Below are 21,073 nucleotides of genomic sequence, written 5' to 3'. Positions count from 1 at the left end.
CAGGCCGTCAAGGGAGACATCCATGAGTCCTGACGCCGCCAATCCGGCGTACCTACTGACACTGCTGACCGGGGGCCTGGTCAACGGCAGCCTGTACGGGCTGGTGGGCCTGTCCGTGGTGGTGCTCTACCGCGCCACCGGGCACGTCAACCTCGCACAGGGCGAGATGGCCGTCACCGGCGCCCTCACCTTCCACACCGTGCGCCAGGCCGGGCTCGCCCTGTGGGCCGCGCTGCCGATCGCCCTGGCCGCGTCGTTCGCCCTCGGGTGCGCGGTCGAGCGGGTGGTGATCCGGCCGCTGGAGCGGCGTGGCATCTTCCCGGTGCTGCTCGCCACGCTGGCCCTTTTCCTCGGTCTGAACGCCGCCAACGCCATCATCTGGGGCACCCAGCCGTTCCCCGGCGTCGGGCTGTTTCCCACGGACCTCGGCGACCGGATCGAGTTGCTGTCCGGCCCGCCGCCGTACCGGCTCGCCTACGCCGCGATCGGCACTCTCGCCGTGGTCGCGGCCGTCGGTGGCATGCTCTGGGTGGCGCTGCACCGCACCCGGCTGGGGCTCGGCTACCGGGCGGTCGCCGCCCACCGGGAGGCAGCCGCCCTGATGGGCATTCCGGTGCGCCGGATGTTCACGGTCGGCTGGGGGACGGCGGCGGCCGTGGGCACCCTCGCCGCCGTGCTGGTCTCCCAGACCACCGGCACCCTCGACTACAACCTCATGGGCTCCGTGCTGGTGATGGGCCTCGCCGCGGCGACCCTCGGCGGATTCGACAGCGCCGCCGGGGCCGTGCTCGGCGGGCTGTTGCTGGGCACCCTCGAGGCCCTCGTACCCGGCGTGTTCACCGCGATGCAGGGCGACCTCAGTCTGCTGCTCGCCCTCGCCGTCATCCTCCCCGTCCTGCTGGTGCGGCCCCAGGGACTGTTCGGCACCCGGAAGGTGGAACGGGTATGACCGCCAAGCCCGCCAAGTCCCCCGAAGTCTCCCAGCTCACCGAGTTCCCCAAGGACGTGGTCATCGGCTCGCCCGGTCACCGGCTGTGGCAGGGCATCGGCCTCCTGCTCGCCGTCGTCTGCGTGGTCGTGCCCGCCCTGCTGCTCAACGATGCGGCCCTCACCCCGATCGCCCAGGTGGTGCCGTACGCCGTCGCCGTCCTCGGCCTCAACCTCGTCACCGGCTGGACCGGCCAGGTCTCGCTCGGACACGCCGCCTTCTTCGGCGTGGGCGCCTACACGGTGGCCGTGCTCTGCGGCGACCGGGGCTGGCCCTGGGGCGCGGCCGTGCCCGCCGCCGCCGTCGCGGGCGCGGCGCTCGGCTTCCTCGTCGGCATTCCCGCGCTGCGGCTGCGCGGCCTGTACCTGGCGGTGGTGACCCTCGCCGTGGGTGTCGCCTTCCCCGTCCTCCTCACCCAGCCGTTCGCCCTGGAACTGGGCACCGGGGGAGTGGGGGGCAAGACCACCGACGTGGGCTGGCACAAACCGGCCTGGTTCGGCCTGAACGTCACCGACTTCGGCTGGCGCTACCTCGTGGTCGCCACCGTCTCGGGGGTGCTGTTCTGGCTTGCCGCCGGGCTGGTACGAGGCAGGACAGGGCGCTCACTCATCGCCGTGCGCGACCACGAGACGGCCGCCCGGGTCTGCGGTGTGTGGCCGGCCGGCGTCAGAACCGGCGCGTTCGCGGTGAGCGCCGCCTACGGTGCCCTCGGCGGCGCCCTCTACATCCTGATCACCCCTACGGTCAGCCCCGGCACCGTGGGATTCCAGATCACCCTGCTCTTCATCACGGCGATGGTCCTCGGCGGCTCCACCACCGTCGCCGGGGCCTGGATCGGCGGCGCGGCCATGGTGTTCCTGCCCCAGTGGACCGCCGACTGGGCGGGTTCGATGCCCGGCCTGGCCGCCGTCTCCAGTCAGCCCGGACTCTTCTCCAACGCCGTCTACGGCCTCCTGCTCATCGCCGCCGTCTTCGCGATGCCTGAGGGCATCGCCCCGTTCCTCACCCGCCTGCGGGCCAGGGCGGTCCGCCTCGTACCGCGCGAGGTGACCGAGCCGCCCCCCGGACCCCCCGGCACCACGCGCCTCGCCGATCCGGCCTCCCCGCTCACACCCGTTTCCGCCCCCATGTCCGCCGCCCCCGTCAGGAGAACCCGATGAACGTCTCCATCACTTCAAGGAACCTGTGGCGCAGCGCCGCCCTCTGCGTCGCCGTCGCCCTGCTCGGCACCGCCTGCGGCAACAGCCGCAGCGCCGCCGGCTCGGCCGGGGAATCCGCCGGCGGGAAGGCCGAAGCGATCTCCGCGGCCGCCTGCCCCGCCTCCGCCTCGAAGCCCCTCGCCGACGGCGCCACCATCAAGATCGGTATGAGCACCCCGCTGAGCGGCCCGCTCGCCAGCGCCGGGCTCACCGCCCTGGGCATGAAGGCGTACTTCAAGGCCGTCAACGACAAAGGCGGCATCGACGGCCACAAGATCGAGCTGATCACGCGGGACGACGCGTTCGACGCGGCACGAGCCCTCGCCAACGCGCAGACGTTCACCGGAAAGGACAACGTCCTCGCCACGGTCAACCAGATCGGGACCCCGCAGATCAATGCGGCGCAGCCGGTCGCCGAGAAGACCTGCACACCGCAGCTGTGGTCCATCACCAGCACCACGAAGGGGCTGACCGACCCCGAGAAGCACCCGTGGTCCACCCTCGGCATCGCCCCCGCGTCCGTGGAGGCCCAGGCCATCGTCGACTACATCAAGGCCACCAAGCCGGGCGTCACCGTCATGGAACTGACCGGACCGGACGCCCTCAGCACGGACTTCCACGCCTCCTTCCCGGCCCTGGCCAAGAAGGCCGGGCTGACCGTCCTGCCGAACCAGTCCATCGCCGCCGGCGCGACCAGCGTGGACGGCCCGGTGGCCGCCATGGTCGCGGCCAAGCCCGACGCGGTGTTCCTGGAGACCCTGCCGAACTACTGCCCGGGCTTCCTGAAGGCCTTGGCCACCGCCGGCTACAAGGGCATCGTCGCCGTCAACTCCGCCTGCAACGGCGCCGCCCAGTGGATCACCCCGGTCGACCCGGCGGGCGACGGCGTCGTGGCACCGATTTTCCGCAAGGACCCCGCGGACCCGCGCTACGCGGACGACCCGGCGATGAAGCAGTACCGCAAGGACATGGCCGCCGTCGGGGGCAAGGCCGAGGCGTCCATCGGCAACGCCCTGGACGGCTACAACTTCGGCGTCCTTCTGGTGCAGAACCTCAAGGACGCGGCCGGTATGGAGGGCGGCCTCACCCGCGTCAACCTGATGAAGGCCGCCTGGGACACCGAGGTGACCCGCCCGTTGTCGATCTCCCCGCGCCAGCGGACCGACGGCGCCACCGACCCGGTTCTCCTCGAAGCCGGACGCATCGACCGGTACTCCGCGAAGACCAACGGCTGGAAGTCGACCTCGACCACGTTCGACCTCGAAGGGCACACCCCGCTCGGCTGACCCGTGCGACCGCTGACATTCGCCGGGCGACCGCCGATACTCGCCAGGCGACCGATGACCATCGCCATGCCTCCGCCGGCATGCGCCGACCTTCCGGAAGGAGCCACCCCGTGATGAGCCGCACCAGCGACTCCGCCCAGGAGCTCACACAGATCCACGCCGGCGGAGCATGGCAGCCCGCCATCGGCACCGAGACAGCCACCCTGACCGATCCCACCACCGAACAGCCGCTCGGCAGCACCGTGCTCGCAGCCGCCGCCGACGTCGACACCGTCGTCGCCTCCGCGCGCGAGGCGTTCGACCACGGCTCCTGGGGCCGCAGCACGCCCGCTGAACGCGCCGACGCCCTGGACTGCTTCGCCGACGCGCTGGACAAGCGCGCCGACGACATGAGCCGACTCGTCACCCGCGAAATGGGGATGCCACTCGGCTTCTCCCGGATCAACAACGTCGACGGCCCTGCCATGATCCTCCGCTACTACGCGGGCCTGGCCCGCACCCTGGAAGAGGAGGAGACCCGCACCCCCGTCGGACCCGGCAGCCGCACCGTGGTGCGCCGCGAGCCGCTCGGCGTGGCGGCCGTGATCCCGCCGTGGAACTACCCGGTCTTCCTGGCCATGACGAAGATCGCCCCCGCGCTGGCGGCCGGCTGCGCCGTCGTCTTCAAACCCGCGGTGGAGACCTCGCTCAGCGGCGCCCTGCTGGTCCGGATCGCCGAGGAGGCGGGCCTGCCACCCGGCGTCCTCAACTTCGTGCCCGGCGGCGCGGCCACCGGTTCCGCCCTCGTCCGGCACCCCGGCGTCGACAAGGTGGCCTTCACCGGTGCCACCCCCACCGGCCGGCACATCGGCGCGGCCTGTGCCGAGCGCCTCGTCCCGGTGAGCCTCGAACTCGGCGGCAAGTCGGCGGCCATCGTCCTCGACGACGCCGACCTGGAGCAGACCCTCGGCGGCCTGGGCTTCCTGTCCTTCCTGAACAGCGGCCAGACCTGCTTCGCCATGACCCGCGTCATCGCGACCCCTGGCCGTTACGACCAGATCGTCGCCGGTCTCGCCGACGTGGCACGCGCTCAGGTGCTCGGAGACCCGCTGGACCCGGCGACGACGGCCGGCCCGCTGGTCAGCGCCCGCCAACTGGCGAAGACGGAGGAGTACGTGGCCTCCGGCATCGCCGAGGGCGCCCGTCTGGTCACGGGAGGACGTCGGCCGGCCACGCCGGACACCGGCTACTTCTACGAGCCGACCGTCTTCGCCGAGGTCGGCAGCACGATGCGGATCGCCCAGGAGGAGATCTTCGGCCCCGTCGTGTGTGTGCTGCGCGCCGTCGACGAGGAGGAAGCCGTGGCCCTCGCCAACGACTCCGCGTACGGTCTGGCCGGAACCGTCTGGACGGCCGACCCGGAACACGGGCTGGGCGTCGGACGCCGCGTCCGGGTGGGGACGTTCGGGATCAACGGCTACCCGCCCGACCTCTCCGCGCCCTGGGGCGGCATGAAGGACAGCGGCACAGGCCGCGAGTTCGGCCCCGAGGGCCTGGAGGCATACCGCGTCCTCAAATCGCTCTACATCTGACCCGCTGACTGGGCCCGAGCCGTACCCGGTCGCCTCCGGCCCGGGCGGCGCGGCACCGCAGACGCCGCAACTCGTCGCTGAGCCAGGCACTGCTACCGAAATCGTGTCCCTGCGGCAGGCCGAGAATCGCGTCTGCCCCCTGCATGCCGGCCCGGAGCAATACCTGCAAGGGGCGCCGGTCTTTCATGGTGGCTCCGTCCCAGAGTGCTGGGGCGGAGCCTCTTTGAGGTGGAGAGGCGATCCGCTACGCGAGGGTTCAAGCGCCTTCGCCGAGGTGGGCGAAGCCGCCTCAGCGCCGTTCTGTGCGGCCCTCAAGACGCGCAGGGGCCAAACAGGGGCCACAAGGACAGGCACGGATCGACAAGGACCGTATGGGGTCGACATCGATCAGCTCCTTTGACCTGGGAAAACGTCAAGGATCGGCATGGATGGGCAAGGCCCGCCAAGATCCTCAAAGGACTCATAATCCGTCGGCCGTGGGTTCGAGTCCCACCCGCCCCACCAGTAACATGCCCTGACCTGCGGAAACGTCTCTTCAGTGCCTCTGAGTCACCTACTCGGCCCCAACGGAGAGAATCCGCTGCTCACACGTACTGCCCTACGTGTCACGGCGGGCGCCTGGACGCCCTTGTGGAGGCTCTGACCTGCGGTGATTCAGGAGTAAGCTCAACTGCTGGTGGTTACGCAGCGAAGTCGAAGGCAAGATCCAGGGGACGCGTAGGGGACACAAGGAAATGGAGCGGAGCCGCAGGAAGCCGGGCGTCCTGACCGTCGGCGCCGTCACTGTCCGCCCCGCCCCGGCCTGCCGGGCACCGCTCTCCGGCCGCTGCTGTCAGCGCCGTTACCCAGTGGTGCGCGTTGAGGCCAGCAGCCTCACCAACGCCGGGCACATCCACCCCCGTGAGATAGGCAAGCGGCGGTGTGGGTGAGACCGCGGTGCACCGGATGCCTGCTACGGCGCTGGCGCCCGACGCATCAAGGGGCGGGCGGACCGACGGGCCGAGCGGGTAGCCGACGACGTTCACCGGGCAGCGTCCGCTGCCGGGGAGTCACATGCAGGTCGTGGCCATGTGGCCCTGGTGTGCGGACGATCATGTCAGTTGCTTTGGCTGAATGCGGTCGCGCACGATCCGGCCCGCCGCTTCGGCAGCCGTCCGCATCACCCCATTGAAGAGAGACAGCGTGAATGCACGCTGCTCGTGTGGCAGCTGGTGGTCGAGATCCGGCGCAAGCTCCCGACGCCGTTGGCTCTGAGGGCGGCGGCTACCCGGCGTTCACCATCCCCTCGCTCGGGGCCCCCGTCATCGCTGATGCGCCGTAAGTCCACCGCTCGATGGCGTGCTCAGTCGTCGCAAGCGGCCACACGTGTGGACTGCCGGGTGCTCGGGTCTCCAAAGCTGCCGATCCGCGGTTGAATCCCGGTGTGGCACGGAAAGTGGTGGGATTCGGCGAGGACGACCTGAGGGTGCTGGCCGGGGCTCGGTCCTTCGAGCGGGGGCTGGGGTATCTGGACGCCGTGAGCGGTCTGGATGTGGGGGAGGGTTCGGTCACCGCCGTGGTGCACGGTACGGATGTCTACGAGGTGGAACTCACCCTCGGCGGGGGTGACGGGATCTCGGGATGGTGCGACTGTCCGTACGGGCAGGAGGGCAACTTCTGCAAGCATTGTGTGGCGGTCGGGCTGACCGTGCTGCGGCGGGCGAAGACAATTCCGCAGCAGTGGGCCGCGGCGCGAGCACGGTCTTCCGGCTTGGAAGCGTGGCTTTCAGGGCTGTCACGCGACCAACTCCTGGTGCTGGTGCGGGAGCAGGTCGCCGAGGACCGGGAACTGCGCCGACGTTTGGAGCTGCGGGCAGCCGCTGCTCGCACTGACCTCGGTACGGTCCGGGATCGGATCGCCGCACTGATCGATCCGCGGCCTTTCGCCCGCTACGGGTACATCGAGTACGCGGATGCCTCAGGGTATGGACGACAGGTCGCCGAGGCGGCGAGTGCCCTGCGCGCCCTGACCGCCGGCGGGGAGGCCGCGCAGGCGGTCGCTCTGGCCGAGGAGGCGCTCCGGGTGCTGGGAGAGACGTACGGGGAGATCGACGACTCGGACGGCGTGGTCGGGGAGGCCGCCGCTGCAGTGGCTGAGGTCCAATCTGGAGGCCTGCGGGGTCGCACGCCCCGATCCGGAGTCGCTGGCGGAGTGGCTGGTAGGACGTCTGCTCGCCGACGACAGCGATGTGACGGACCTGGATCCGCTCGACTATGCCGACGTGCTGGGGCCGAGCGGACTGGCCCGCATTCGGCAGCTGGCGGCTGAGGCACTCAGGCGCAGGCCGTCCGGCTGGGCGGAGCAGTACCTGATGGAGCGCCTGGTCAAGGCGGAGGGCGACGTCGACGCACTGGTCGCTCTGTATGCACAGGACCTCGATCCGTCCGGTGCCACCCATCTGCGCATCGCCGAGGAACTGGAAACGGCAGGCCGCACGGAAGAGGCCTGGGCCGAGCGGGGACTGCGGGAGTGTGCCGCCGAGACGCACATCGACAGCCGTCTGGTCGAGCACGTATGCGTCCGGTACGCGGAGACGGGGCGGGTGGCGTACGCGTTCGCGGTGCGGCGGGACCGGTTCCGTGTCGAACGGTCCCTCGCCGCCTACCGGCAGTTGCGCTCCGCCGCCTGGGCGGCAGACTGCTGGGAGGCCGAGCGCGCGGCGGCGCTGGCCATCTTGAAGGAGGACGCCCGTCGTGAGAGCGGCGGCCGGTACGGCGGGCCCGTGCTGATAGACGCACTGCTTGACGACGGCGACCTGGACGCCGCCTGGCGGGAGGCGGCCGACCGCGCGGACGACCGACAGTGGGAGCGACTCGCCGACCTGTCGCGCGAGATACGTCCGGCCGAGGCGCTCGGCGTGTACCTGCGGCTGGTCGAGCGGTCGAAGGAGCCGACCGGGGACCGTGCCTACGAGCACCTGGCCACATTGCTCCTGGCGGCCCGTGACTGCCATCGCGTGCTGGGGACCGAGGACGCGTTCACCGGGTATCTCGCCGGCCTGCGGGCGGAACTCAAACGCCGACGCAGGCTAATGGCACGGGCTGTGAAAGGGATCGGCAGAGGACTCATCGGCAGTGGGAGAACGACAGGGACAGAGGCCGGCTCTCCCCGTCGGAAGGCAATTCCGCTGCCGGAGGGTGGTGAAAGCGGGCCACTCGACCTGGGCTGATGCCGCCCGACATTCCCCAGTTCCCCTCACGGGAGGGGTCTGCGGACCGCCAGGGGACACGCAGGGGACGGAAGGACCCGGAAAGGATCAGGAAGGCTGGCGCAGAGTCGGAACTGCACAGGGCATCTGACCTGCAATTATTGGCCGCGATCCCGCAGCGACGTCTGCCGCATCGGCCTCGATGGAGTCCGGGCTGTGGCCGGCGTCCAGGGCGCGGCGGACGCTCGCCGGGCTGAACCGCCACACCGAGGCCGAACCGTTGGTCTCCCGGTCGGCGACCGAGTCCAGCAGCGTGATCAGCCGCGCGGCGGGTGTGCCGGTGACGACGGCGGTCAGGTCGCTGCCGAAGCGGGCCGTAGTGGTGGCGTGCGGGAAGGAGACGGTGGCAGGCGGCGCCAGTCCCTCGGTGCTGCCGGCGAGCAGAGCGGCGCCGAGCGGGGACAGGGCGACGCGGGCGAGGGCACCGAGCAGTTCGGCCTCACGGACCTTGGCAGGACGGCCCGTGGGGGAGGCGACGGGCGGATCAGATGGGCGGGGAACAGCGGCGCAGGCCAAGAAGTGGTCGGCCGCTTCCTCGGCAGGCGCTACATTGACCTTTCCGTGGCGCGACTAGTGGAAAACAGGGGGAGGACATGCCGGATTTGGTGCCGGGGGATCCCCGGACACTCGGCCCGTTCCAGCTGACCGCCAGACTCGGAGAGGGCGGCATGGGGCAGGTCTTCCTCGGCCGGTCGCCGGGAGGACGACGTGTCGCCGTGAAGACCGTACGGGCCGAGATCGCGGGGGATCCCCAATTCCGGCAACGCTTCCGGCGCGAGGTCGAGGCCGCGAAGCGGGTCGGCGGCTTCTGGACGGCGTCGGTCGTGGACGCGGACCCGGACGCGGACGTGCCGTGGGTGGCCAGCGACTACATCGACGCGCCCGACTTGGCTCAACTGGTCAGCTGCGACGGCCCGCTCGCGGAACCGGACGTGCTGCAGCTCGCCGTCGGACTGGCCGAGGCGCTCCAGTCGATCCACCGGGTCGGGCTCGTCCACCGCGATCTGAAACCCTCCAACGTCCTCGTCACGGACGACGGCCCTCGCGTCATCGACTTCGGTATAGCCAAGGCCCTGGAAGGCGGACCGCCCCTCACCTCCACGGGCCTCGTGATCGGTACGCCCGGCTTCATGTCCCCTGAGCAGGCAGGCGGTGACCGGGTCGACGAGTTGAGCGACATCTTCTCCCTTGGCTCGATCCTCGTGTACGCGGCGACCGGAGTGGCTCCCTTCGGGGAGGGATCGGTGCCGGCGCTCCTCTACCGGGTCGTGCACGACGAGCCTCGGCTGGACGCGGTGCCCGCTGGGCTGCTGCGGGAGGTGGTGGGGGAGTGCCTGGCCAAGAGCCCGGAGGGCCGGCCCACCGCAGGGGAGTTGCTGGACTGGCTGAGCGAGGGGGAGTACCCCCCTGCCCCGACGAGAAGGTTGACGGCCGTACGGAACACGACCGCGGCGACGACGGCACGGGGCCCGATGCCCGGGACGGCGACGCGAGTGGTGCCCGAGCCGGGGAACCCGATCGCCGCGCCGGTACGAGTGGAGTACTCCACGTACTTCCGCAAGCGCGGCTTTGGCTGTGCCACCATCGGCGTGCTTGCCGGCGTCGCCTTCTGGTTCGTGCCGCGGCTGGCGGGCGGCTGGAGCTACGCGCTGCTGGTGCCCTTGCTGCTCTTCGGGCTGGTGTCCCTGTGGCGGGGTCTCAACATGCTGCGGCGCCCTACCCAGGGGTCGGTCGAGGTGGGAGCGGACGGTCTGACGTTTCGGAACGGGGGTCCGGGGGGCGTCGACGTCTGGCGCGGCCGCTGGGACACCGTCGCCTGCGTCACCCTGACGCCCGTCTCCTTCCGGGGAGCGGGGAAGTACTTCGCCGTTCGTGTCGTGGCCACGCCGCCACCGGGTGCGCAATGGCAGGTGCCCCCGGTCTTCACGGTCCGGCTGCCGGCCGAGCTGAACGCCCTGCGGACGGCGCACAGCGCACTGAACGGCGCCGGAAGGGCCGTCGCCGCGACCTTGACCATGACCTATTCGGAGCTCGAAACCGCCCGCCGTGAGATCGGCCGGCTCCACGAGGCCCTGCTCGCCCATGCCCCGGCCCGTTATCGCCCCGATGCCGATCTGGTGACGGTGCTGGGTCGCTGAGTGCCGGGGCCCGGACGGCTCACCAGGCGCGGACCTCTACTCGGGGCCTCCAAAGACCGAGCCAGCAGCTCGAGGTGTGAAGAACGGCCGTCGTGCGGTCTCATGAACGGACCAGGATCAGCAGGACCGGCGGCGGACGAGGTCACGGATTCTGAGGGCACAGGCCCAGCTCGCGCAGGATGGCCTCCAGTATTCCGGCGTACGCAGCCACGGCATCAGCCGCCTCCCCCGCGCTGCGGAACCGGGTGAAAGAGCACGAGATCGACGCAAGGACAGGCCAGGGGACGACAACGGAGCAGTCCGCCCGGATCAAGGCGTTGAAGAACGTGTACGCCGGTTGATCACCGGAACCAGCTTCTCGGCCTGGGCGAGCTCCCTCAGTGACACCAGGACCTCCGTGCTCGATGCGGGGTCGGCCAGCGGACGCAGCCGCTGACGGACGAACGGGGTCCGCTGTGGACCAGTTCGGGGTTGCCGCTGAGCTGGCGACTTCGTCCCTTCCCGCCTCCCCCTGTCCTCAAAGTCCGAGTTGAGGACGCGTTGAGGACAAAAGGACGGGAACAGACCGACAAAGATCATCTGATCCCAACGCTGAGAAGCGCGTTTACCTGCAAGAACGCCATGGATTGGCGTAGAAACGCAAGGGCCGCCAAGATCCTCAAAGGACTCATCATCCGTCGGCCGTGGGTTCGAGTCCCACCCGCCCCACCAGTGCAGGTCTTTGACCTGCAGAAACGTCCCCTCCGGGACGCCGAAACCCCGACTTGGGCTCAACGGATTGAATGCGCTGCCCATGAGTTCAGGGTTCCTGCGTCGGTGATAGTTCGACACTGCGCTGACCTGCGTGAATGCGTCGGACCATGGTGTGGTCGAGTCGCGCGACGGCCTCCGCGGGGGAGCCGGAGGCGAAATTGAGGACGCTGTGAGGACGCAGGTATTACGAAGGGTGGCTGCGCGGCCGCCTCGGCCGACTCCACCAGGCTGTGGCCGGTCGGAGTGAGGAGCCCTCTGGTGGACCTTGGGCATGCCCGCGGCGCTCACCCCAACCTGCGAAAGCGATGGTTGCTGGTCGTGATGTTCCGAGCGAACACACGGCTCCCGTCTGCCTCTACCGGTAGTGGAGCACCTTCGGTCGGGTTACGGGGACGACGGTGAGGAGATCGTCCAGGCCCGTGAAGTCGTCAGGGTTGGTGGTGAACAGAGGGAGATCTTCGGCGATGGCGATCGAGGCGATCATCAGGTCGGCGATGCGTCGGCGGGGTTGGCGGCCGGTGCTGACGACGGCGGCGCAGACGCGGCCGTAGATGCGGGCGGCTTCGGAGTCGAAGGGGATGGGGTCGAACTCGTTCTCGGCGCGCTGGAGGATGTCAGTGCGTCGAGCGCGTTCGGCGTGTTCGTCGTAGTCGTCCTGTTCGGCGTTGCTGCGCACCTGGTGGGGCCCGGCGGAGAGCTCGGCGAGGGTGATGGCGGTGATGGCCATCTCGGCGGGCAGCTCCTCTGGGTTGATCCACTTGCGCAGGATCATGATGTTGGTGTCGAGAAGACCCTGCTGGTGCTCACCGGGCATAGGGATCGTCCATGCCCTGCTCAGCGGTGGCGTCCTGGTCGGCGCGGAAAGCGGCCAGGGGGATGTCGGGGGCGCTGCGGGACATGGCGGCGAACTCGCCGCGGGGGACGAAGCGTCGTCGGCGGCGCAGGGGGATGAGCTCGCCGATGCGGTGGCCGTCGCGGGTGACGGTGAAGGACTGGCCGCTCTGGACCGCGTCCATGATCTCTCTGGACTTGGTGCGCAGGTCGCGCTGGGTGATCTCGGGTTGGGCGGTCATACGTCCAGGGTAGCCATCACGTGCTATCAGGTGCCACTCCGTAGCACAACGGGTGTTCCATCGAGGTCGGCGGATCTCGTGCCCCGCACTCCGGGTGGGGGTAGAAGCGGCCGACGGCCTCGGCGTGCAGGGCTATTCGGTATCTGACCGCCGAGCGAGATGTCCGATCGGACGGACATCTGGGCGCGGGGCCGCAGGTGACGGCAGAAGGGGAGAGGGGGGACTGACCGGACTTCAGGCAGGAGTGTGCGTTCAACGCACACACCCCATGCAATGGGTGGTACTGGGCTGCCACATAGGCCTGTCGGTTGCGACAAGAGGGCTACCCAAGGAGGTCGGGCAACAATCCGCACCGTTGGCTCACAGCGAAGTCCGAGGGTGTAACGCGGACTTGAAGCCGGCATCAGAGCAAGGGGACTCTAAGCCTCGTACGCTGAGCGGTCAGCGAAGCCGCTGGTCTCGGACGTCGTGCAGGGCCTCTCGCTGGGGATGGTCGAAGTCCCTGACATGTGGAAGGGGAATCCGCTGCGCCCGAGTTCGAGATTCCTGCCTCAAGTGGATCGATGCTCGTCCCGCGCCCGGGTGGTGGGGCCATGTGGACTCGTTGGGGACGCGTTGGGGACGCAAGGACAGGAACGGACTGGCAAGGGCCGAGAAACGCTGGCATGGCTCGCCCCTTCTGACCTGCAAAAACGCCACGGATCGGCGTCGATCGGCAAGGCCCGCCAAGATCCCCAAAGGACTCATAATCCGTCGGCCGTGGGTTCGAGTCCCACCCGCCCCACTTGTGCAGGTCTCTGACCTGCGGAAACGTCTCAGCGGGCGTGCGGATTCAGGGTTTTGGGCCAAGGTGTTGAATCCGCTGCGCGCGAGTTCAACGCCGTTGCGTCGACGTTAGTTCGAAGGGCTCTGAACTGCACGGACGTGTTAGCCCACCGCCGGGGCGAGCCGCCGCAGGTGGCCTGTACGAGCGGTTGGACGCTGCATTCGGGACGCTGGCAGGACACAGGTAATCGGAAGTGGCTGCCGGGGATCATCGCCTACGCCGTCTGGCTGTGAGAGGCGGGGCGCGTGCGGTGCGGCGGTGGGCCCCCGGGGCGCTGCGCCACGTCTGCCCCGGTGCGCTCGCGGACGTCCGAGGGCGACACTCCAGGGGCAAGTTCGATCAGGAACAGGCCATCCGACGTGACGCCGAGGACGGCGAGGTCGGTGATGATCCGGTGAACACACGCCTGCCCGGTCAGCGGGAGCGTGCATTCGTCGACGATCTTCGGTGTGCCGTCCTTGGTGGTGTGTTCCATGAGGACGATGACCTTGCGGGCGCCGTGCACCAGGTCCATGGCACCGCCCATGCCCTTGATCATCTTGCCGGGTACGGTCCAGTTGGCGAGGTCACCGACTGCGGAAACCTGCATGCCGCCCAGCGCGGTGACGGTCTCCTTGCCGGCGTTGATCAGGTCGGGGTCGACCTCGTTGTCGTACGGGTAGGGGCCAGTGCCCAGGATGCCGTTCTCCGAGTGCAGCACCACGTGGACGCCGTGCGGGAGGTGGTTGGGGATGAGGGTGGGCAGACCGATGCTCAGGTTGACGTATGAGCCGTCGGGCAGTTCGCGGGCTGCACGGGCCGCCATCTGGTCGCGGGTCCAGGCCATCAGTGCCGCTCCTCACGCGTGAGGACGGTGCGCTTCTCGATGCCCTTTTCGTCGGCGGGGACGGGGCCCACGACCCGGTCGACGTAGACGCCGGGCAGCCACCCGCGTGATGCAGCCGGCCGTCAGCAGGACGCCGAGCCCCTGGCCGTCCACGCCGCAGTTGTTGGAGACCACACGCGGCCGCCGGTGCCCTGCGCGAGCAGGGCGTCGATGAGGACGGTGGGGATCCCGCACAGCCCGAAGCCGCCCACTGCCAGCGAGGACCCTTCCGGTACGTCGGCGACCGCATCGGCAGCCGAGACCATGACCTTGTCCACGTTCTCTGTGCCTTTCTCCCGGTGCCGGACGCGATATCGGGCACCGGGGCATTGCCAAAGGGGCAGGGTGTTCAGGGGGTGGAGGCATCGGGCGTGGGAGAGCCGTCGCGCCGGCCCGATTCCAGCCGGTACTCGGTCATGGCCTGCGGCGGGCAGGTGGCAGAGGTATCGGGGGGACGCCTTCGATGACGGTGTTGCTGATGGTGCCGATGCCCTCGACCGTCATGGTGACGGTGTCGCCAGGGGCCAGCGGTGGGGGCTCGAAGATGCCGCCGCGGCCCCACAGTTCGGCCAGGCAGCCGCCGTTGCCGCAGGTGCCGGAGCCCAGGACATCGCCGGGGCGGATCCAGGTGCCGCGGGAGGCGTACGCCGCCATCTCCTCGAATGTCCAGGCCATATTGGTCAGCCGATCCTGACCGACGTCCTCGCCGTTGACCTGAACGGTCAGGGCGAGGTCGAGGAAGCCTTCCGGATTGCGGTGGGGTTCCAGTTCGTCGGCGGTGACGAGCCAGGGGCCGAGGGTGGTTGAGGTGTCCTTGCCCTTGGCCGGGCCGAGTTTCACCTTCATCTCGCGGCCCTGCAGGTCGCGGGCGGACCAGTCGTTGAGGATCGTGTAGCCGAGGATGTGCTCGCGTGCCTGCTCGGGGGTCAGGTCCTGGCCGGCCTCGCCGATGACGGCAGCCACCTCGAGTTCGAAGTCGAAGCGGAGACAGCCCGGCGGCAGGGGCACGTCGTCGTGGGCGCCGATCATCGCGTACGGGTTGGTGAAGTAGAACGCGGGCGCGGCGTACCACTCCTCGGGGACGGTGTCGCCGTATCCCTGAGCAACGCCCGCCACATGGCTTTCGAAGGTCATGTAGTCGCGTACGGTCGGCGGTTGCAGCGGTGGCAGCAGCCGTACGTCGGCCAGGGGCAGCGGCAGGGAGCCGGACAGGGCACGTTCGCCCGCCCCGCGCAGGGACTGCTCGCCCTCCACGATCAGATCCAGCAGTTCGACGGGGTACTCGAACGGGTGGACCTGGTCGTCGGCGACGGCTCCCGGCTGCCGTTTCCCGTCGTGGACGAAGGTCGCGAACCTCATGCCGCGCTCCCCTCCGACTCGGCCGGCCGCGTGCCGCTGGGCCCGAAGCCGACGAAGACGGCGGCGATCACAGCGGCGGCCATGCAGGCGACGGCGGTGAGGATCAGTCCGTTGTTGTAGCCGTGGGCCAGGGCGTCCGTGGTGTAGGGGGCGAGCTTGGCGCTGAGCGGACCGAGGTCCGCGCTGTGCAGGGCGAGCGGGCCGCCCTCGTGCAGGACGGCGGAGGCGATGCCGTGCTCCTTGGGAGTCAGGCCTGCGTCGGCAAGGCTGCCGGTGAGCTGACGCGCGGCCATGCCGAGGGCGACGGCGCCGACGACCGCCGGGCCGAGGGTCTGACCGAGGTCGCGGACCAGGCTGGTGGTGGCGCCCGCCATGCCGGTCAGGGTGGGCGGTACGACGTTGACGGCGGCGGCGGTGATGGCGGCGACGACCAGACCGAAGCCGACACCGTTGAGCACCAGCGGCCCGAGCAGGGGCACCAGGCCGGTTTCGTGGATCGGCACCGCCCGCAGCCACAGTTGGGCGCCGGCCAGCGAGACGAACCCGGTGACGAGCATGGGGCCGGGGCCCACGCGGTGCAGCAGCCGGACCAGCAGCGGCCAGATGAGCGGGGTGACGCCCTGGATGACCAGGAAGGGCACCGCGGCCTGGAAGGGGCTTTGGTGCTGGATGACGCCGAGGCGGATGCTCAGGTCGTACGCGCCGCCGAGGAAGCCGAACATGCCGATCACCGCCATCGCGGCCGACGCGGCGAAGGCCGGGATGCGGAACAACTCCAGGCGCAGCATCGGGGCCGCGCTGCGGCTCTCCACCGTCACGAACGCGACGATGAACACGGCGAAGGCGACGAAGGACGCGACGACGGGTGCCGAGCTCCAGCCGTCGGAGGGGCCCTGGATGATGCCGTACAGCAGGGCGAGCATGGCCACGGCGATGGCGATCTGCCCCGGCCAGTCGAGCGAGCGGCCCTCGGGGGCGCTGGACTCGGCGGCAAGCAGCCAGGCACCCACCGCGGTGATCACGGCGAGCACGCCGGTCACGCCGAACGCCCACTGGAAGGAGGCGTGTTCGACGATCCCGCCGGACATCAGCGGGGCGAGGAAGGCGCCGAGCGACAGGGCCGTGGTCCAGGAGGCCAGCCCCTTGGCTCGCGAGGCCGGGGTGGTCGTGATCGCGGTGATCATGGACAAGGACGCGGGGAAGAGCGCGGCGGCTCCGATGCCGGAGATCGCCTGGCCGGTGATCAGCTGGGCTGCCGAGTGGGACGTGGCGGACACCAGGTAGCCGACGGCGGACAGCAGCGCCGCGCCCACCACCAGTTTCTTACGGCCGTACAGGTCGCCCAGGACGCCGAAGGTCAGCGCGAGGACGGCGGCGGGCACCAGGAAGGCGTCACTGATCCAGGTCAGTTCTCCGCCGGACGCATGGAGGGTGCGCTGCATGACGCCGTTGATCGCGGCGGGCAGGACCAGTCCGATCTGGGCCAGGCAGACGGCCAGACAGCCGGCGATGATCGTGCTGGTGTGGCGTGCCGTAGCGGCCGGTGCGGCATCGGACGACCGGGCGGCGGGTGGGGCGGGGGTGGAGACCATGTCTCCTCCTTGCTGGATTTGGCGGGATGTACGGCCTGAGGGGACGGCGGGGAGCTGGGTGCACCGGAAGGGGCGGTGCGCCGGTCGGGGGAGGGCAGGGCCTCGTCAGGGCAAGCGGGGGAGCGTGGTCAGACGCGGGGGCAGAGCTCGGCCATGCAGCCGAACAGCCCGGGGCCGTCGAGTGGGGGCAGGGCGGGGTCGAGTTCCCGGTAGACGGTGTGCACGTTGACGGCGAGGCGTTCGTTCTCGTGCAGGTCGGTGAAGCGGCCGAGGCGGATGTCGCGTGCCGCGTCCATGGCGGGCATGCCGGCGGTGAAGCGGGCGGTGGCCTGCTCGTGGACGTATTCGAGGTAGTCGCGGATCTCGCGGACGGTCTGTTTGGTGGTGACGGGGCCGTGGCCGGGGACGACGATGTCGGCGTCGAGGCCCAGCAGCAGGTCGCAGGCGGCGAGCCAGCGAGCGAAGGGGCCGTGCCAGACGATCGGCGTCGCCCCGGCGAAGACGATGTCGCCGGTGTAGACCGTCCGGGCCTGCGGCACGTGCACGATGGTGTCCCCGGCGCTGTGCGCGGGGCCCACGTCGATGAGGCGGACCTCGGTGCCGCCGATGTCCAGGACGGTCTCGCCGTCGAAGAATCGGTTCGGGAGAGCGGGTTCGATGCCGGCGTAGTCGAAACGGCCGAAGATCCGTCGCGCGAAGCGCCCGGCGGGGCTGTCCATACTGGTCAGCGCCCGCATCTCGGCCGGACCCACCTGGCGCATGTCCGCAACGGACCCGCGGGCCGCGATGATCTCGGCGTGGGCCACGAGCTGGTTGCCGAACCAGTGGTCGCCGTTGCCGTGTGTGTTGACCACGGTGGTGATCGGCGCGGTGGCGGTCAGCGGCGTCAGCGCGTCGAGCATGGTCTCGGTCAGTCGCAGGTCGTAGAGGGTGTCGACGAGTAGTGACGCGCCCCGGCCGGTGATCAGCCCGGCGTTGCTCATGCCCCATCCGACCGCGCCCGCGATCCAGGCGTAACAGCCGTGTCCGAGCTCGACACAGCCCGTCTGGGATGTCACGGAAGCCACGTTGCCTCCTTGTCAGCGTCCCGAGATCTACAGCGCGAGACTTTCATCCACTGCTGGACTGAGGTCCAGCAGTGGGGAGGAATCTAGATCTGTGCTGGGGGAGGGTCAAGAGCCGTGCGGCCTTGTGTTGTACTGGGGGTCATGAAGATCCGGGACGCGGCAGCCGCCTCCGAGGACGGCGCGGCAGTCGGGCGCCAGGAGCGCAGGCGTCGGAAGCTGCACGACCAGCTGTATGAGACGGCGGTCGGTCTCTTCATCGCCCAGGGATACGAGGCGACCACCATGGAGCAGATCGCCGAGGCCGCCGATGTCGCACGGGCCACCGTCTTCAACCACTTCGCGCAGAAGGTCGGGTTCCTCGAGGAATGGGGAGTCCGCCGCCGCGCCCGCGTCGCTGAGATTCTCGGCGCCGAGCACGCCGAGGACCTGCCGGTCGGCGACCGGCTACGCCGTTACCTGAAGGAGATGGCCGACCTCAACGTCGCCTCCCGCGCCGAGACCACCGTCCTGATGGACGCCTCCGCTCGGTACGGCCGCCTCCTCCAGGACCCGTCTCTGGAGGTCGAACTCGCCAGGATCGTCGAACAGGGTCAGCAGTGCCGGGAGATCAGGGCGGACGTCGACTGCGACCAGGCCGGACAACTGCTGGCCGCCTGCTACTTCACGACAATCCTGCGCTGGATCCGAGAGGAACCAGCCCCCTTCGACCTCCAGGGGCGACTCGTCGGCGCGCTCGACATCATCCTGCTGGGCCTCCTCGTCCGCGAAGCGGCCTGACGCGGCACATCGCCCTCGCACCGCCGCACGCGCAGAGGCGAGCCAACCTTTCGGTCGACCTGCGCCCTGGGCTTTCGGGTGGGCCGCTGGGGCACCGCCTTCTTCGCCCTGGCCGCCATCGTGCTCGCGGTGATCGGAGCGAGGCGCTCTACGCCGGCATTGGGCGCTTCGGCCGCCGGGGGATCACCGGCGCCTGGCTGCGCCTCGTCTTCCCCCGTTCATCCTCGGCTTTCGCACCTTTCTCCAGTCGGCTGCCGGGGAGGCGCCGTTGCCTTCGTGGCGCTAAGCGTCGGAAGGAGAATCCGCTGCGGGTGGGTCCGAGACTCATTTTCCGAGCGGGCGGGAACGGCCTCACGTTGCTTGGGGCCGTCCATCTCGGATGTGTTCGGGACGCGTGCGGGACACAAGGATAGGAACAGAAAGGCAAAGCCAGAGAAGGACCGACACGGCTCGTGGCATCTGACCTGCTGAAACGTCATGGATGAGCGTAGACCGACAAGGGTCGCCAAGATCCTCAAAGGACCCATAATCCGTCGGCCGTGGGTTCGAGTCCCACCCGCCCCACCAGGTGCTACACGCGCAGAAGCGTTTTGGCCTGTGGTTTTGTCGTTTCTTGTGTTCGGCTCGACTGGTTGTGCAGACGTTTCTGGGAGCCTGCCCCGCCTCAGGGGCCGAGTCAGGGGCCAGTGGGCGTCCCGTATGTGGTGATGTTTCTGCGATGGCGTACAGTGTGCGGTTGCCCCTCACCTATGTGACGCGCGGCAGCAGCTACGTACTGACGGTGCAGGATCCCGCACAGCGGGCTCATACGTCACTCCTCCGCCTGCATCCGGCCCGAGATGCTGAAGTCGGGCACCCCAGCGGGGAAGGTCACGCCACCCGGCTGGCGCGGCCATGGCACGGCTTCCAACGAGGCTCGCGGCCACCTCCTCGCCGACCGTCTCGGCGGCGCGGGAGTGAAGCACAACTCCAGACACAACCTGGTCACCCAGACCCAGGACCCCACCAACTCCCCGTATCAGCGCGATCTGGTCGAGGGCCCGATCTTCGAGGCGGTGAAGCGGGGTGAGGTCGTCCAGTACGACATCAAACCGATCTACGAGGGGACCAATCCCATACCTATCCGTCTCGAATACTCCGCGTACGGCAACAGGGGATTCGAGCTGACGGGCTGGCTCGACAACCCTGCCGCCGGGGTGCGCACCGCCATACCCGGGTGGGCCCCCTGAGCGGGTAGGGTCCCCACCCCGTCGACCGAGCCGCGTGTTCGCCTGGATCCGCCTGCGACCCCTGGGAGCCTTGGATCATGACCCGCACCACCCCGCCCCGCCCCGTCGACGTGGAAGCGGCCTTCCCGGAACTCGCCGCGATGCGCCGGACCGCCACCCGGCTGCACCCCCGGCGCGGCACCCCCACGGTGCATGACAGTTCCGTCGGCGGACCGATGCTGTGGCCCGCCGACGAGCCCTGGCCGGTCTGCACGGTTCCGCACAAGCGCAGCAGCGGCTACCGCTACTCCGAGGTGGTGCGCGAGCGGGAGCTCCTGGAACGGGCCTGGCGGCGTGACCCGCGGTCCGGGCCGAATGCCGAGGAGGTCGACGAACTCGCCGGTTTCAAGCGCGGCCGACACGCCCCGCACCTCGCCGACACGGACCCCATCCCGCTGATCGTGGTGGCCCAGCTGTACCGGCGCGACGTCCCTGGCCTGCCCGACGCCGCGGAGGGGGACCTGCTCCAGGTGTTCTGGTGCGGCTTCGAACGGCACGGCGACACCCGTCACGACCTTCATGTACAGCTGCACTGGCGCCACTCCGAGGACGTCGCCACGCCGCTGGCCGAGCAGGCCGCTCCCGAGGTCATGGGCCGCCGAGAACTCGTCCCGTCGCCCTGCGTGCTGCATCCCGAGGAGATCGTCGAGCACCCGTACTTCATGACTCTCGCCCCCTCGTTGTGGGACCGCATCGACGCATGGGAAGGACCGGAAGACGACGAAGGACCTCAGTACATCTCGGACGCGTCCACGGCCCCCGGCTGGAAGGTTGGCGGCTACATCGCCTGGCCGCTCACGGGACCGCAGCCCTTGCCCTGTTCCGTCTGCGGCACGGAACTCAGTCCGCTCCTGACGGCCGACCAAACCGAATGGGACCCCAGCACGACGAGTTGGATCCCGTACGAGGACCAGCGGGACGCGGACACCATGTGGGCCAACGACCCCACCGAAGTCTCACCGGGCCGCGGCCGCCTGACCATCGCCGTGTGTCCCCGCGACGCGAACCATCCGATCGGTCTCGTCACCCAGTGATGGGGCGGTGACGGCAACGTGTTCGAGGA

At 69.6% G+C, this 21,073-nt stretch carries 17 protein-coding genes and 2 pseudogenes; 10 read left to right on the top strand and 9 right to left on the bottom strand.

Annotation, left to right across the window (positions count from 1 at the left end):
* The first annotated feature begins 22 nt into the window (after nucleotides 1-22).
* From AC067M_RS03460 to AC067M_RS03440, 5 genes and pseudogenes are all read left to right on the top strand, one after another.
* Complete coding sequence (locus AC067M_RS03460) at nucleotides 23-949, top strand: branched-chain amino acid ABC transporter permease (RefSeq protein ID WP_478695263.1); 927 nt, start codon at nucleotides 23-25, stop codon at nucleotides 947-949.
* Complete coding sequence (locus AC067M_RS03455; RefSeq protein ID WP_478695262.1) at nucleotides 946-2,148, top strand: branched-chain amino acid ABC transporter permease; 1,203 nt, start codon at nucleotides 946-948, stop codon at nucleotides 2,146-2,148. Before AC067M_RS03460 ends, AC067M_RS03455 begins: the two co-directional genes overlap by 4 nt.
* A complete protein-coding gene (locus tag AC067M_RS03450; RefSeq protein ID WP_478695261.1) occupies nucleotides 2,145-3,473 on the top strand; it encodes an ABC transporter substrate-binding protein in 1,329 nt (442 codons plus the stop codon). Before AC067M_RS03455 ends, AC067M_RS03450 begins: the two co-directional genes overlap by 4 nt.
* 113 nt (nucleotides 3,474-3,586) lie before the next feature.
* Nucleotides 3,587-5,044, top strand: a complete 1,458-nt coding sequence (locus AC067M_RS03445) for an aldehyde dehydrogenase (protein WP_478695260.1) — start codon at nucleotides 3,587-3,589, stop codon at nucleotides 5,042-5,044.
* A 1,333-nt stretch (nucleotides 5,045-6,377) separates the two neighbouring features.
* A pseudogene (locus tag AC067M_RS03440) lies at nucleotides 6,378-6,683 on the top strand (SWIM zinc finger family protein); the annotation flags it as partial.
* A 318-nt stretch (nucleotides 6,684-7,001) separates the two neighbouring features.
* On the opposite strand, the gene AC067M_RS03435 reads toward AC067M_RS03440, so the two are convergent.
* Nucleotides 7,002-7,187, bottom strand: coding sequence for a hypothetical protein (locus AC067M_RS03435; protein ID WP_478695365.1), 186 nt, complete (start codon nucleotides 7,185-7,187; stop codon nucleotides 7,002-7,004).
* Between the two features lie 85 nt (nucleotides 7,188-7,272).
* Between AC067M_RS03435 and AC067M_RS03430 the strand changes: the two genes are divergently transcribed.
* Nucleotides 7,273-8,253, top strand: a complete 981-nt coding sequence (locus AC067M_RS03430) for a hypothetical protein (RefSeq protein WP_478695259.1) — start codon at nucleotides 7,273-7,275, stop codon at nucleotides 8,251-8,253.
* A gap of 87 nt (nucleotides 8,254-8,340) precedes the next feature.
* Here AC067M_RS03430 and AC067M_RS03425 read toward each other — a convergent pair whose 3' ends face one another.
* Nucleotides 8,341-8,808, bottom strand: coding sequence for a helicase-associated domain-containing protein (locus AC067M_RS03425; RefSeq protein WP_478695258.1), 468 nt, complete (start codon nucleotides 8,806-8,808; stop codon nucleotides 8,341-8,343).
* 77 nt (nucleotides 8,809-8,885) lie between these two features.
* Here AC067M_RS03425 and AC067M_RS03420 point away from each other — a divergent pair, with 77 nt between their 5' ends.
* Nucleotides 8,886-10,430 (top strand): serine/threonine-protein kinase, encoded by a 1,545-nt coding sequence (locus AC067M_RS03420; RefSeq protein WP_478695257.1) that lies wholly within the window; start codon nucleotides 8,886-8,888, stop codon nucleotides 10,428-10,430.
* A 1,108-nt stretch (nucleotides 10,431-11,538) separates the two neighbouring features.
* On the opposite strand, the gene AC067M_RS03415 is transcribed toward AC067M_RS03420, so the two are convergent.
* The 7 genes and pseudogenes from AC067M_RS03415 to AC067M_RS03385 form a co-directional block, all read right to left on the bottom strand.
* Nucleotides 11,539-11,997 carry a PIN domain-containing protein gene (locus tag AC067M_RS03415; protein ID WP_478695256.1) on the bottom strand — a complete coding sequence of 153 codons (459 nt, stop codon included), beginning with the start codon at nucleotides 11,995-11,997 and terminating at the stop codon, nucleotides 11,539-11,541.
* Nucleotides 11,987-12,256 (bottom strand): type II toxin-antitoxin system Phd/YefM family antitoxin, encoded by a 270-nt coding sequence (locus AC067M_RS03410; RefSeq protein ID WP_478695255.1) that lies wholly within the window; start codon nucleotides 12,254-12,256, stop codon nucleotides 11,987-11,989. Before AC067M_RS03410 ends, AC067M_RS03415 begins: the two co-directional genes overlap by 11 nt.
* A gap of 1,040 nt (nucleotides 12,257-13,296) precedes the next feature.
* The gene (locus AC067M_RS03405) at nucleotides 13,297-13,908 is read right to left on the bottom strand and encodes a CoA-transferase (protein WP_478695254.1); all 612 of its coding nucleotides are present in this window, start codon (nucleotides 13,906-13,908) and stop codon (nucleotides 13,297-13,299) included.
* Between the two features lie 99 nt (nucleotides 13,909-14,007).
* Nucleotides 14,008-14,225 (bottom strand): annotated as a pseudogene (locus AC067M_RS03400) (CoA-transferase); the annotation flags it as partial.
* Between the two features lie 136 nt (nucleotides 14,226-14,361).
* Nucleotides 14,362-15,306 carry a fumarylacetoacetate hydrolase family protein gene (locus AC067M_RS03395; RefSeq protein WP_478695253.1) on the bottom strand — a complete coding sequence of 315 codons (945 nt, stop codon included), beginning with the start codon at nucleotides 15,304-15,306 and terminating at the stop codon, nucleotides 14,362-14,364.
* Nucleotides 15,303-16,898: an MFS transporter gene (locus AC067M_RS03390; RefSeq protein ID WP_478695252.1), complete on the bottom strand. Its 1,596-nt coding sequence runs from the start codon at nucleotides 16,896-16,898 to the stop codon at nucleotides 15,303-15,305. Before AC067M_RS03390 ends, AC067M_RS03395 begins: the two co-directional genes overlap by 4 nt.
* Before the next feature lie 128 nt (nucleotides 16,899-17,026).
* Nucleotides 17,027-17,965, bottom strand: coding sequence for an MBL fold metallo-hydrolase (locus tag AC067M_RS03385; RefSeq protein ID WP_478695251.1), 939 nt, complete (start codon nucleotides 17,963-17,965; stop codon nucleotides 17,027-17,029).
* 141 nt (nucleotides 17,966-18,106) lie between these two features.
* On the opposite strand from AC067M_RS03385, the gene AC067M_RS03380 reads away from it, so the two are divergent.
* The 3 genes from AC067M_RS03380 to AC067M_RS03370 all read left to right on the top strand — a co-directional run bounded on the left by AC067M_RS03380 (nucleotide 18,107) and on the right by AC067M_RS03370 (nucleotide 21,044).
* Entirely contained in the window at nucleotides 18,107-18,742 is a 636-nt protein-coding gene (locus AC067M_RS03380) for a TetR/AcrR family transcriptional regulator (protein ID WP_478695250.1), read from the top strand.
* 839 nt (nucleotides 18,743-19,581) lie between these two features.
* Nucleotides 19,582-19,971 carry a DNA/RNA non-specific endonuclease gene (locus tag AC067M_RS03375; protein ID WP_478695249.1) on the top strand — a complete coding sequence of 130 codons (390 nt, stop codon included), beginning with the start codon at nucleotides 19,582-19,584 and terminating at the stop codon, nucleotides 19,969-19,971.
* A gap of 77 nt (nucleotides 19,972-20,048) precedes the next feature.
* Complete coding sequence (locus AC067M_RS03370) at nucleotides 20,049-21,044, top strand: hypothetical protein (RefSeq protein ID WP_478695248.1); 996 nt, start codon at nucleotides 20,049-20,051, stop codon at nucleotides 21,042-21,044.
* The last annotated feature ends 29 nt before the right edge of the window (nucleotides 21,045-21,073 follow it).

The sequence above is a fragment of the Streptomyces sp. NPDC043427 genome (assembly GCF_056436655.1).
Note: the sequence above shows the minus strand (reverse complement) of the source record. Positions and strands in the feature narration are given on the sequence as shown.

What these genes read in the sequence shown, in the direction of transcription:
- AC067M_RS03460 (WP_478695263.1), top strand. Translation starts at nt 23, where the DNA reads ATGAGTCCTGACGCCGCCAATCCGGCGTACCTACTGACACTGCTGACC.
- AC067M_RS03455 (WP_478695262.1), top strand. Translation starts at nt 946, where the DNA reads ATGACCGCCAAGCCCGCCAAGTCCCCCGAAGTCTCCCAGCTCACCGAG.
- AC067M_RS03450 (WP_478695261.1), top strand. Translation starts at nt 2,145, where the DNA reads ATGAACGTCTCCATCACTTCAAGGAACCTGTGGCGCAGCGCCGCCCTC.
- AC067M_RS03445 (WP_478695260.1), top strand. Translation starts at nt 3,587, where the DNA reads ATGAGCCGCACCAGCGACTCCGCCCAGGAGCTCACACAGATCCACGCC.
- AC067M_RS03420 (WP_478695257.1), top strand. Translation starts at nt 8,886, where the DNA reads ATGCCGGATTTGGTGCCGGGGGATCCCCGGACACTCGGCCCGTTCCAG.
- AC067M_RS03415 (WP_478695256.1), bottom strand. Translation starts at nt 11,997, where the DNA reads ATGCCCGGTGAGCACCAGCAGGGTCTTCTCGACACCAACATCATGATC.
- AC067M_RS03410 (WP_478695255.1), bottom strand. Translation starts at nt 12,256, where the DNA reads ATGACCGCCCAACCCGAGATCACCCAGCGCGACCTGCGCACCAAGTCC.
- AC067M_RS03405 (WP_478695254.1), bottom strand. Translation starts at nt 13,908, where the DNA reads ATGGCCTGGACCCGCGACCAGATGGCGGCCCGTGCAGCCCGCGAACTG.
- AC067M_RS03395 (WP_478695253.1), bottom strand. Translation starts at nt 15,306, where the DNA reads ATGAGGTTCGCGACCTTCGTCCACGACGGGAAACGGCAGCCGGGAGCC.
- AC067M_RS03390 (WP_478695252.1), bottom strand. Translation starts at nt 16,898, where the DNA reads ATGGTCTCCACCCCCGCCCCACCCGCCGCCCGGTCGTCCGATGCCGCA.
- AC067M_RS03380 (WP_478695250.1), top strand. Translation starts at nt 18,107, where the DNA reads ATGAAGATCCGGGACGCGGCAGCCGCCTCCGAGGACGGCGCGGCAGTC.
- AC067M_RS03375 (WP_478695249.1), top strand. Translation starts at nt 19,582, where the DNA reads ATGCTGAAGTCGGGCACCCCAGCGGGGAAGGTCACGCCACCCGGCTGG.
- AC067M_RS03370 (WP_478695248.1), top strand. Translation starts at nt 20,049, where the DNA reads ATGACCCGCACCACCCCGCCCCGCCCCGTCGACGTGGAAGCGGCCTTC.